This window comes from Lysobacter arenosi (assembly GCF_016613475.2).
GTDB lineage: Bacteria > Pseudomonadota > Gammaproteobacteria > Xanthomonadales > Xanthomonadaceae > Lysobacter_J > Lysobacter_J arenosi.
Genome location: NZ_CP071517.1, coordinates 1,690,512 through 1,702,605 on the forward strand (window position 1 = coordinate 1,690,512; position 12,094 = coordinate 1,702,605).

At 63.1% G+C, this 12,094-nt stretch carries 6 protein-coding genes; 3 read left to right on the forward strand and 3 right to left on the reverse strand.

Translation table 11 applies throughout. The features are described from left to right. Window positions 1-184: 184 nt before the first annotated feature. The 3 genes from HIV01_RS07830 to HIV01_RS07840 all read right to left on the reverse strand — a co-directional run bounded on the left by HIV01_RS07830 (window position 185) and on the right by HIV01_RS07840 (window position 9,015). Window positions 185-571: a hypothetical protein gene (locus tag HIV01_RS07830; protein WP_200609349.1), complete on the reverse strand. Its 387-nt coding sequence runs from the start codon at window positions 569-571 to the stop codon at window positions 185-187. Window positions 572-1,396: 825 nt separating this feature from the next. Next, on the reverse strand, window positions 1,397-6,145 hold the full coding sequence (locus HIV01_RS18155) for an RHS repeat-associated core domain-containing protein (RefSeq protein WP_245156946.1): 4,749 nt from the start codon (window positions 6,143-6,145) through the stop codon (window positions 1,397-1,399). Window positions 6,146-6,351: 206 nt separating this feature from the next. Then, on the reverse strand, window positions 6,352-9,015 hold the full coding sequence (locus tag HIV01_RS07840) for a M1 family metallopeptidase (RefSeq protein ID WP_200609351.1): 2,664 nt from the start codon (window positions 9,013-9,015) through the stop codon (window positions 6,352-6,354). A 255-nt stretch (window positions 9,016-9,270) separates the two neighbouring features. Between HIV01_RS07840 and HIV01_RS07845 the strand changes: the two genes are divergently transcribed. From HIV01_RS07845 to HIV01_RS07855, 3 genes are all read left to right on the forward strand, one after another. Then, a complete protein-coding gene (locus HIV01_RS07845; RefSeq protein WP_200609353.1) occupies window positions 9,271-9,753 on the forward strand; it encodes a hypothetical protein in 483 nt (160 codons plus the stop codon). 113 nt (window positions 9,754-9,866) lie between these two features. Next, the gene (locus HIV01_RS07850; RefSeq protein ID WP_200609355.1) at window positions 9,867-11,564 is read left to right on the forward strand and encodes a mechanosensitive ion channel family protein; all 1,698 of its coding nucleotides are present in this window, start codon (window positions 9,867-9,869) and stop codon (window positions 11,562-11,564) included. Between the two features lie 126 nt (window positions 11,565-11,690). Next, window positions 11,691-12,083 (forward strand): hypothetical protein, encoded by a 393-nt coding sequence (locus HIV01_RS07855; RefSeq protein ID WP_200609358.1) that lies wholly within the window; start codon window positions 11,691-11,693, stop codon window positions 12,081-12,083. Window positions 12,084-12,094: the final 11 nt, after the last annotated feature.

Genomic DNA, 12,094 nt, shown 5'->3' on the forward strand with positions numbered 1-12,094 from the left:
CCCGTCCACCCGAAGCACGAGAAGCTCTCTGGTTGTCTGGATCGAACGCGACTTGATGGCTATATTCGTTCATGCCTAGTCGTTCCTTGTGTTCAATGGCAGGTCGTTCGGGGCGAGCGGGCAATTGCACTAGGTCGCACTATCCACAATGCCGCCAGTGAATCAGTAGATTCTCCGAATTGCTCTATCGAACGAAGATCCCGCTCGATGTCAGATTCAGTTGTTGACATATCCACCTGCTTTTCCGCCAGCGCCACCAATGATTCGCCCAACCACCCTCTTTAAGCACAAAGAACCAATCTGGATATGCATCATTCTCTGCGTAGTAGATCAGCAGCGATCGTTGCCTGTCTGGAGTTCCCTCGGAACCGAGTCCCTCAACGATCTCCTTCGCTATAACAGCTTCCAAGAAATAGTCGTACCCAGCGCTCTTGATCTCCGTTGAAATTGGCTGCTCCGGCTCGAGCGAGATGATCATCGCTTCAGACATTTCCGACCACGGCCTCTTTGCGAACAGGACTTCATCTCCATCGCAGTCGAGAAGTTTATCTATAGCCTCAAGCAGGTTCATGGAACATCCTCAATAGTCAGCGCCCCACTCATAGAACCCGCCTCGCCCATTGTTTGGATGCAGTGCCGGCCTATAAGGGCTCGATTCATGCTGTTGACCTGGAATACCCCTTCCTTCGGTTCACCGTTATCCCACCAACTCCGGCAGGTGCCATGCAGCTCGCCATTCTCGTACCCACTTCGCTAGCCAGAATCCCGACTTCCTGATCTAACTGGCGCCGATATGCTGAGAAGGAATGGCTCAAGAACTCCATCTCGATGCCGGACTGACACATCATTGACGACTTGTCCGTATGGACTTGGCGCGCTTCCACCACACAACGGGCAAAGTGCTTCCGGGCACTTCTGCGTCGCAATGGCTCGAGCAACGACTCGTGTCCCCAGGCCAACTCGTCCTCGATACCTTCGCAATTGTCTAGCGCCTCGCCCGATCAATCCATGGAAATGACTCCACAGTTGACGCTCAATGCTTAGTGCGTGGCTTCGGTCGTATTTCTAATTTTTGCAAAGCTGGATTGCCGCACCTACCAGCTGTGTAGAACCCACTTGCTGGATATCCCAGCGGCCGGATACTGAGTCGGAGACTAGAACCTCTATATCCTTGGATCGGCGGTTGTCGGCCGGGCCCGTTACCAGGCGTATTGCCGCATAGGCGCTATCCGCATCACCTTCGCCGACGCCATTGAAAGCCACATCAATCGGACAGCCAGGGTTCGCTTCCGACAGGATGCGTTTTGTTTGTGAGACTAGCTCGTCACCGCTTGGGCCTTGCCAGCACCCCGCTAATAGCAACGCCAATAGGCCGCTCAATAGAACCGCACGAAAGTTAGTACCCATGCATGACCCCAGTTGTGCAGCACTTCTCGCATTCCGTGGCAATAGAAGCAGCGTCCGAACCGGATGGCGTGCACTGCTGTTTATTTGAACATTTGAACCCTTCTTCATTTGCTGCAAGGTCGTCCGTCTGGAACGCCCATTGGCGTTCACCGCGGAACCTTCTTTGCAAATCCCAAAGATCATGAACATAGAATCCCTGGTACTCATTGATATACCCCGCAGTCCTGGTAAACCCCGTTCCGTATTTCTTGGAAAGAATGCAGCTCACCGTGCAATGACGCGCGAATGAATTCTTTTCCGCTGGGAATCGCTGATGACCCCAAACCCGCCACCCTCTGTAGTCGTGATATGCCCCGGAAGCCGCTTGTCCGTGCCTACTTCCCATTTCAGAAAGGAACGGGGCGGAATTCCACCAGCCCGGCCCCTCTAAGCCAAGCGGATCGGAGTAGGTCAATGGCCTAGATGCTACGTAGGTATAGGTGCTAGTTCCGCCTCGCAGGCCAATTGGATCGGATTGCGTATACCGGCCATTGGATTCGTATTCCCTATAGCCATTCTGGTTCAGGCCTGACGCGGCATCGTAACGTTGCCCCGGGAACCGCATGTCCAGCTCGAAGCGCTGAGTGTCGGCGTCTGGATCCTGACTCGGCGCGCTATTGCCAAATGCCTCGCTAGCCAGATCCCAGCTCCACACCGCCACGTCGCGTCGAGGCTCGATCACCACCCTTGGCGTACCGAGGTGGTCCGGCTCGATGTAGCTCACCTGAGCATTTGAGATCACTCCGACCGGGAGATCATCCAGCCAGATCACCTGTTGAGCCGGGACTCCGATGTTTCGGTAGTCACCGACCCAGTGTCCGGCCTCGTCGTAGATGACGTAGGCGCTGTTGGCGGAAAGATGCTTCCGCACCTGCTCGCCCTTGCCGTTGTAGTCGTAGCGCATCGCTACCAGGTTGTCGCGCTCAACGAGGCTCATACGGCCTACCGCGTTGTACTTGAACTCACTCGACGTTCCGCCAATCGAGACGGCATTTCCAGCTGCGTCGTAGCTGCGCGGCACACCTGCAACGGTGGTCAGTCGATGGCTGCCAGCTGCGTATGCGTATAGTTGTGTGCCGTTCGCGTTCGTGAATATCGTGCGGTTTCCCGTAGCGTCGTACCCATACTTCTCGATCGCCAAACCCGTCGGACCGTCCTGGAACTCGGTCAGCCGGTTCAGCGCGTCGTAACCGAACCGAGCCTTCGGTGGCTGCTCCAGCCCACTCGTATGAAGGCTGGCCATATTTCCTACTGCATCCCAGCCGTAACCCAGGTTTAGCCCCCCTGCTCCTATGCCCGTGCTCAGGATTGCCTTCGGCCGGTAGTCCAGGTCCAGCGTGCGGACCATCGTCCTGCCGTTGCCGAACGTCCAGCCGGCGATCGGGCCGAACGGGTTATACGAGGCGCCAGTTAGCAGCACTTGCCGTGTGCTGCCCGGCAAGGCCACCCCCACTTCATTCACCTGACCTAAGCCATCGCGGACGTAGTCGACCACTGTTCCGTCCGGGTACTCCATGCCGCTGAGCTGCCCGCTCTTGGTGTAGGCATACCGCAAGGCGAACGTCTGCCCATTGGTGACTTGCACCTTGCGGGTCAGGTTGCCGAACTGGTCGTAGCAGTAGCGGGTGCTGCCACTGCCGTCGTTCATGCGGGTCAGGCGGCCGACGGCGAACGACTCCGTCGCGGTGCACTCGGGCTGGACGGTGTCGTAGCTATAGGCGACGTCCAAGCTGGCGTCGCTGTAGCCGATGCTGGTCAGGCGGTTGAGGGCGTCGTAGCCGTAGCGGGCCAGCTCACCTCGGGCGTCGAGCACGCTGGTGCGGTTGCCGGCACTGTCGTAGCCGTAGGTCGTGATGCCGGTGTCCGGGCTTTCCAGCTTGGTCAGATCGCCGAAGGCGTTGTAGGTGTACTTGGTGCTCAGACCCTTGGGGTCAACGACTTCGGTCAGGTTGTCCTGGGCATCGTAGTGAAACCGGGTCTCGGCGTTGATGCCACCGACGTCCTGCAGGGTCCGGCTGAGCCGGTTCAGCGGATCGTGGTCGTTGTTGGTGACGCGACCCAGCGCGTCGGTGGCGGTATCAAGGTTGCCGCTGGCGTCGTAAGTGAACCTGGTTGCGTGACTTCCGGAGTCTTTGGCCGTCTGCAGCTGGCCCAGTTGGTTATAGACGCGCGACAGGGTGCGCTTGAGGGTGTCGTCGCTGCCCTTGACCTCTTCCTTGACGCGGTTCCCGGCGTTATCGAGGGTGTAATGGATTCGGTTACCTTCGGCATCGACGATGTCGATCAGGCGGTGGGCGGCGTCGTACACGTACGATGTGAACCTGCCGTCCGGAAGCGTGGTGCTGCTGACCAGGCCGGTCGGGTAGTAGTCGATGCGGGTGATCTGGTCGTCACCCTCGGTAGCTGCGTCCGCACCTCGTATCTTGTGGGGGGTCAGCCAGCCGCGCGGGTGGTACTCGAAGTCGGCGATCACCCCGTCCGGCTCCTTCACCGACAGCACCCGACCTGCGCCGTCGTAACGAAGGGTCTCAGTGACGTGGCCAACGGCGTCGGTCAGCTTCCACAGATCGCCCCTGCGCCAACGACAATTGGCGGGTATCGTGGCGCAGTCAGTGTGGTCCGCGGCGTAGTACTGGTAAGAGATACGGTCATCCAGGTCGACCCGCGGACCATCCATCGAGACGAGCAAACCTGGCAGCGGACACTGGCCCGCCTGCACAGCTTGAGAGTCGCAGTAGATAAAGCGCTTCTGTCGCACTCCGGCAGGCGCAAGCGCAGACGATCCGCAATCGTAGTCGCTAGTCGTGGAAGAATCGGGATCCACCGCGCACTGCGCAATTGGGCGCCCTGCATTGTCGTGGACGGTCAGATCCACGCGTTGCAAGGTCTGCCTCCCGTTTCGCAGGCCCCAGAGCTCGGCGCGATTGATGCGATGCGCGGAATCGCGTTGCAACACCTCCTTCCTCTCGAACTCGGTCCCGACCGCCGAACGTCGAGCAGACAGGTATGTACCGGTGTACTCATACACGGTTGATCCACCGCCTGGCTCCGAGCGGGCACCCAGGCGACCGTCGCGAAGATAGCTGTTGCGGATAGTTCCGCCTGCACCCGAGACACTTGCGATTCGCCGATACAGTCCCGGTTGCATCTTGTAGGTCCTGACCTCGCCCGACGCAGTCTCCACGGCAACGACATCGGCCGCCTCGTAATCGAGACTGGTCGTTTCAACGAACCCACCAGAGCCATGCAGGCGGCTGCTGGTCACGCGTCCAAAGCTGTCATAGGCAAATGAAGCGTATCGCGCGCCGCCCTCCCCGGTGATGCCCGTCAGATGGTGCTTGAACTTCGGGTCCGCCAGCCCGCTTTCGGCATAGTGGTATTGGCGAACGTCTGCGCCATACCTAACCAACGTCAGATTGCCATCGCCGTCCCGCTCGTATCTGATGTCGACACCATCGGGCAGCGTGATAGCCGCGATCTGGCCGAGTTCATACTGGAAAGCCACTTCACGGCGATCGAAGCCGATCAACTTGGCCAGTCGACCATTCGCGTACACCAGGGACACGTCACGAGAGGGTTCACCGGGAGTCCGCACGGCCGTAAGTCGGCCGGTGGAATCAAATTCCTTGATGTCCCCATTGGACTCCGTAAGGAGAAACCCGTTGGCCCCACCATTGACTGGGTCGATGATCCGGTCCGCAGAGTTGTCGATGAGGAAGCGGGAGCCCTCGACCTGTCTGAACGTTTCGTAGGTGCCATCGCTGCCGATCAGGTATCGCGACGCAAAGTGGATCCGCTCCCCATAGGTATGCGACCACCCCGGGGCCATCGTCACGTCCTCGAACTGGCGCAACGAATGGTAGTTGCGAGTAAATGCGCGTCCGGCAAAAATGAAGTCGGTCTCGGAACGTGACTTGTCCCCCGTAGCGGGATGGCATGGATGGGCATTCGCGGCACACGAGTGGACCTGCTTCACTTGCGCCGAGATCGTTTGCTCACCCGCCGTGGTCCTGCATACCAAGGGCCAATCGACTTCGACTGCGGTGCCACCCTTGACCGAGAATCCTGCGGGGCAGTCGAATGTCTGCACTTTTGCGATTGTCATTTCGCTGATGCTGCTCGCCGTCCATCCGGGGCACCAAGTCGTGTACTGAAATCGCTTCCGCGACCCGGCCTCAAAGTTCATCTGCCCGACAGTGCCGTTGATCGCAGTGACTGAGACAACCGACGGCGCATGCCCGCCAATCACAGTCTTAACGTCGAACTGGCAACCCGGGAACGTCGCGCGGAGATATGTGATGTAGGTAGCTATGTTGTCGTTTTCATCGGCGCAGAAGTTCGGGTAGTGAGGGTTGCTGGTTCGTGCACAAGACCCCGTCCAGCCGATCGAATATCCAGCGGCATGGATTCTGGCAGGTGCCTGGTCGACGACCTTGTAGCCCAGAAATGACTTTCGGTCCGGTGCGGCCCCGTACTCGAACCCTATCCTGGACTGCCTCAGGTGCTTTCCGTTCGGAACCGCCGCCTGCATGGCGGCTTCGGCCTCGGTGAGCGACGTGAAGCACTTCTCGCTGTAGCAGTATGTTGACGGTGGAACATACTGGGCACTGGCGTTTAACGAGACGGCACCAACCCAGAGCAGGACCAGCAACTTCACGCATGACTTGCAAAGCACAAGCATCATTCCGTTGATGCACATGACCGCTCCTTGAAGTGGTATTGACTGCTGTGACCTGTACGCGCGCGCGCCCCATGACGCTTGATCGTATGTCCGACGCATCCTGCAGACAGTGAGATGTAGTCCCGACTACGCTAGGCAAGTAGCCAGCATCGCTATCGGCGAAACGCTCTCAATGGCCAAAAAAAAGGCCCCGCAATGCGGGGCCTTTCTTCAGGCGGGATCGATCAGCCGCCGTGCTTCTTCAACCACGCATCCACCGCCGGCAACCGCTCGTTGCGAACCTTCACGCGGTAGATCACGTTGGCGACCGCGGTGTTGGCGTCGCGGCGCGAACCGGCGGCGAGGTGCTGCTCCGCATACGACTGGATCTTGCCGACCATCGCCGGATCCAGCGAGCCGTTGGCCAGACCCGGGTAGTAGCGGCTGCGCGAGGACGAGTCGACGCGCTTGTTGACGTCGTTCATGTGGTCCATGGCGAAGTCGAACGCCAGCTCCGGATGCTGCGAAGCGACAGCGCGGATCATTCCGGCGCTGTTGGTCGCACCCGGCTCGTCGGTCAACGCCAGCTCGAGTGCGCGCTGCGCCAGCGCCTTGTCCTCGCTCGAGGACAGCATCTGGTACAGCTCGTCCTTCATCAGCGGCGTCTTTTCCGCCTGTGCGGCGGCGTGCAGCTGGTCCCACGTGGCGGCATCGGCGTGGCGTGCGACCACCGCGAGGATGGTCTTGCGCAACGCCGCCGGCACGGCAGCCGGATCGGTGTCCTGTGCCGCGTAACGACGACGGGCCTCGGCGATCACCTTGTCATCGCCCAGCGAGCTGAGCGTGTCGATCAGGCGCGTGCGCAGGATCTTGACCGGATCGGCCTCGCCCTGCTTCTCGTCCCAACCGACGCGTGCGAACACCGGCGCCAGCTGGGCGATAGCGAACTTGCGGAAGCGGGTCTGGCGGGCGACGTCGCCCTGGTAGTAGTCGTTGAGGCTGTCGAGCTTGCCGGCGATGTCACCCCAGATCTGCGGATCGGACGCGGCCGGCGTGGCCTTGACCAGGTCGAGGTAGTTGGCCGGCGACTGCAGGCCGGCCAGGCCCAGCGCCCAGGTGTCGCCCATCAGGCCAAGCTGGTCGATCGCCGGCAGCTTGGCGAAGCCGGTGCGGATCGAGGCGAACTGCTCCGGCGAGTACAGCGTGCGGTAGTAGCCGCTCTGGCCGGCGTTGACCACGACCGGGCCGCAACCGGGCACGTCGAGCGAACCGGAGCCGCCCTCCACTATCGTGCGCACCGGCTCACCGCCGACCGCCTGCGCGATCACCGGCACGCGCCACGACAGCGGCTGCTTGTCCGGACGGTCCTTGGTGAATTCGCCCTGCGCGAGCTTGAGCGTGGTCTTGCCGTTGCTGCAGGTCGCCGACTGCACCGTGATCATCGGGATGCCCGGCTGCAGGGTGAAGTCATGGGCGATGTCGAGGATGGGCTTGCCGGCGGCGGCCTGCACCTGCTTCCACAGGTCGTCGGACACCGTGTTGCCGTAAGCGTGCGCCTTCATGTAGTTGCGCACGCCTTCGCGCCACGCCTCTTCACCGACGTAACCCTCGAGCATGCGGATCACCGCTCCGCCCTTCTGGTAAGTGATGGCGTCGAAGGCCTGGCTGGCTTGCTCGACGGTTTCCACGTGCTGCACCACCGGATGCGTCGTGGCCACGGCATCGCGGCTCATCGCGCCTTCGCGACCGGCCACGGCATTGAGCTGGGTGTTCCATTCCGGGTGCAGCTTCTGCGTCGTGCGCGAAGCCATCCAGGTGGCGAACCCTTCGTTGAGCCACAGGTCGTCCCACCAGCTCATCGTCACCAGGTCACCAAACCACTGGTGGGCGATCTCGTGCGCGGCGACCGAGAACACGCGCTGCTTGTCGGACTGGGTGGAGAAGGCCGGGTCGAGCAGCAGGGTGTGCTCGAAGGTGAAGATCGCGCCCCAGTTTTCCATGGCGCTGAAGAACTGGCTGGCGCCGGGCGATGCCACGTTGTCGAGCTTGGGCAGCGGATACGGCGTGCCGAAGTAATCGTTGTACTCGCGCAGCACGTCAACCGAGGAATCAAGCGCGAACTTCGCCTGGTCGACCACGCCCTTCTGCGTGATCACGCCGACTTCGGTCTCGCCCAGCTTGGCGGTGGCGCGGTCAAACTCGCCCTGGCTGAAGAACAGCAGGTAGGTCGACATCTTCGGCGACTGCGCGAAGCGCACGCGCGTCAGGCCGTTGCCAAGGTCCGTGGTCGCCGTCGCCGGCATGTTGCTGACCGCCATCTCGCCGCTCGGCACGGTGGCCTCGAGGGTGAAGGTGGCCTTGTGCGACGGCTCGTCCCAGGACGGGATCATGCGGCGCGCATCGGAGTTCTCGAACTGCGTGAACAGTGCGCGCTTCTTGCCGGCCTTGGTGTCGTAGTCGATCGCGAACAGGCCGTTGGCCTGGGTGCCGATCTTGCCGCTGTAGTCCATCGCCAGGCGATAGCTGCCCACGGCCAGCGGCTTGTCGAAGGTGAAGGTGGCGGTCTGCGCGTCGGCATCGACGCCGACCTTGGCCGCGACAGCCTTGCCCTTGCCGGTGGCGGGCGACAGCTTCGCCGAAGCGAAGGTCATGTCCACGGCCTGCAGGGTGATGGTGGTGGTCGGTTCCAGCACGTCCAGCGTGATCGTCACCTGGCCATCGAAGGTCAGCGTCTGCGCATGCGGCACGATCGCGACGTCGTAATGGGTCGGACGCACGTTGCGCGGCAGCTGCGTGGTGGTGGCCTGCGTGGCGGCGGTATCGGTCATGGTTGCGGGTGCAGCTGCCATGGCGGTGGCACAGTTGCCGGCCAATGCCAGCGCGATAGCGGTAACCAGAAAACGACGCATCAACTTCCCCCTGAAATGATCTACGGTGTGATCGGCCCTTAAGAGCCTGTATTGGGTCGGGGCGTCAACGGCTGCGTCCCCACGCAGCAACTTGCCCCAGACCGGCTTTGCCGATCCTGCCCGTTGGCAGCTGAGCGCGGATCGGCGCGGATGACCAGCACCGGAAGTCATGTCGGGGCGGTCGGGGGTCACATTGCCATATGCGCGTCGTCCCCGGCTGGCATCATCGGGCGGTCCCGAACGGCGGAGGCTCCGATGCAACTCAAGGCGATCGCGGTACTGACCCTGGCTTTGCTCGCCCCGTGGGCAGCGCCGGCGCAGCAGGCCTATGTTCCGATCGAGCAGCGCCTCACCCCGGCGCAGCTGGGCGAAGTCGGCCTGTCGCCCGCCCAGCTTGAAACGCTGAACCGGCTGCTTCGCGCGGCACCGGCGCAGGACACCGCCGCCCCCGCACCCGCCCCCGTTGCCGCGCAGGATGCGGCTGCAACGCAGCACGAACCCGCCGATCTCGGCGGCCAGCCCATCCGCAGCCGGCTCAAGGGATCGGTCGATGGCTGGGAGCCCGGCACCGTGTTCGAGCTGGACAACGGCCAACAGTGGAAGGTGCTCAAGGGCAGCATGAAACTGCGCAAACCCCTGGACGCGCCGGAAATTGTGGTCGTCCCCGGCCTGGCCGGACGCTGGTTCCTGCAGGTCGACGAGGACATGCCCAAGGCGCGGGTATACCGGATCGACTGAGTCCCGCCTCGCCGCCGCCACGCGCCCTTGACGTCGTTGTGCGGTAAACAGGGCGTGCTGCGGCACGTGACCGCGGCCATGCGAAACCGGGGATTCCAATGCCAGGACGTTGGGTGAGCACGGGAAACGATCTTGTTGCGCGACCTGGCCGTGGCCGGCGCGCGCGTACGCTGATCCTCGCGATCGTGCTGGCGGCGCTGGCGCCAGTCGCGACCGCAGCCGCTCCGCCCGCACAGAGCGGCAGCAGCCTCACCGCGGACACGGCACCGGCGACACCCCCGCCGGCCACCGAATCGACGGTCCGGTTCTTCAACCGCGACATCATGACGATGCGCAGCACCCTGCTCGGCCGCTCGCCCGAGCTGCGCGCGCGCACCGCCGAAGCCAACATCGAGCAGGTGGTGCAACGGCCGGGCACGCCCACGGTGGCATTCGAGAACATCCCGCAGGGATCGCTGGTGCTGCTGGGCGGGCAACTGGTGGCGATGTACACACCCGCCGACCTGGATGCACTGAACCACCAGACCATGGCCCAGGCCCGCGCCGAGATCGCGCGCAACCTCACGCAGGCCGTGCAGGCGGCCGAACGCGACCACGCGCCGCGGCAACTGCTCAATGGCGTGCTGATGTCATTGCTGGCGACCGTCGTCGCCGCGCTGGCGATTCTCGTGCTGCTGTGGCTGCGGCGGCAGATCGAATCGCGCTTCCAGCGCTGGATCGAGATCCGCGTGCAGACGCTGCGCCAGGAATCCACGCGCCACGTCGTGACCAGCCTGCGCACCTTCATCAACTGGTTCAAACGCCTGGTGATATGGCTGATCGCGCTGCTGGTGCTGGAGGAATGGCTGCGCTTCGTGCTGGGCCAGTTCGGCTTCACCCAGCCGTGGTCGCAACGCATGACGGGCTGGATCGTCGACCTGTTCGCGGGCTGGGGCCAGGCGATCGCCGGCGCCGTGCCGGGCCTGGTGGCGGCGTTCGTGATCCTGTTCCTCGCCCGCATCCTCGCCAACACCCTGAGCATGACTTTCCGCGCCGTGGAGAGCGGCCGCTTCCAGTTGTTCGGCATCGATGACCAGTTGGCCGAACCCACCCGCAAGCTGCTGGTGGCGGTGGTCTGGCTGTTCGCCGTGGCGATGGCGTATCCCTACCTGCCCGGCGCGCAGACCGACGCGTTCAAGGGCCTGAGCGTGCTGGTCGGCCTGATGATCTCGCTGGGCGCATCCAGCATCGTCGCCCAGGCGGCCGGCGGTTTCACGCTGCTCTATGCGCGCACGATGGCGGTCGGCGACCTGGTGCGGATCGGCGAGGTCGAAGGCCAGGTCCTGCAGATCGGGCTGTTCACCACCCGCCTGCGCAACCTGATGGGCGTGGAGATCAGCGTCCCCAACAACGTCGTGCTCGGCGGCCAGTTGCACAACTACTCGCGCAATCCCGACGGCCCGGGTCTCTGGCTCGAGACCGGCGTGACCATTGGCTACGACTCGCCGTGGCGACAGGTGCACCGACTGCTGCTGGGTGCGGCGGCGAAGACCGCGAAGATCCAGCAAACGCCGGCGCCGTATGTCCTGCAGACCGCGCTGTCGGACTTCTACGTCGAGTACAAGCTGCGCGCGCGCATCCTCGAGCCGTTCCTGCGCCCGTTCGTGCTGACCGAACTGCACGCCAACATCCAGGACGCGTTCAACGAAGCCGGCGTGCAGATCATGTCGCCCAACTACGAAGCCGACCCCGAGCAGCCAAAGATGGTCGAACGGACCCACTGGGAAGGCGTGCCGTCGCCGCTGGCGGCGCGGCCGCCGTCAGGCGACTGAGGCCGCCCCGCGGGCCATTCAGCCACGCATCGGAACCTGCGATGCCGGCATTCGGCCCGGTTCGGCATCGCGCCGCCGTGCCCGCCCGGGGCATCATTCCAGATCACGATCCGCCTGGACTTCCGCATGAGCACCACCCCCGACTTCGCCGCAGGCCAGCTCTGGCGCTGCACCGGCCGCACGCCCGCCGAGACGCCGACGCTGCTGATCAACCGCGTCGACCAGCATCCGCTCGGCGGCGAGATCTTCCACATCACGGTCCGCAACGTGAAGATCCGCCACCCGGGCCTGCCGTCGGGACTGCTGACCGAACTGCCGCACCTGCCAGTGACGCGGGCGACGCTGGAAGCCAGCGCGATCGGCTACGACGGCGAGCAGCCGCCCTACCCGGCCTACCTCAAGGGTTATGCCGAGTGGAAGCAGGCCTTCGATGCAGGCAAGGCCGGCTCGTTCGCCGTCAGCCTGGCCGACGTGCTGCGCATCGTCGAACAGGGCCTGACCGGACAGGCGCCGCGCTGACGTCACACCGG

Excerpts from the sequence above, each read along its gene's own strand:
- HIV01_RS07830 (WP_200609349.1), bottom strand. The coding sequence starts at position 571 with ATGAACCTGCTTGAGGCTATAGATAAACTTCTCGACTGCGATGGAGAT.
- HIV01_RS18155 (WP_245156946.1), bottom strand. The coding sequence starts at position 6,145 with ATGTGCATCAACGGAATGATGCTTGTGCTTTGCAAGTCATGCGTGAAG.
- HIV01_RS07840 (WP_200609351.1), bottom strand. The coding sequence starts at position 9,015 with ATGCGTCGTTTTCTGGTTACCGCTATCGCGCTGGCATTGGCCGGCAAC.
- HIV01_RS07845 (WP_200609353.1), top strand. The coding sequence starts at position 9,271 with ATGCAACTCAAGGCGATCGCGGTACTGACCCTGGCTTTGCTCGCCCCG.
- HIV01_RS07855 (WP_200609358.1), top strand. The coding sequence starts at position 11,691 with ATGAGCACCACCCCCGACTTCGCCGCAGGCCAGCTCTGGCGCTGCACC.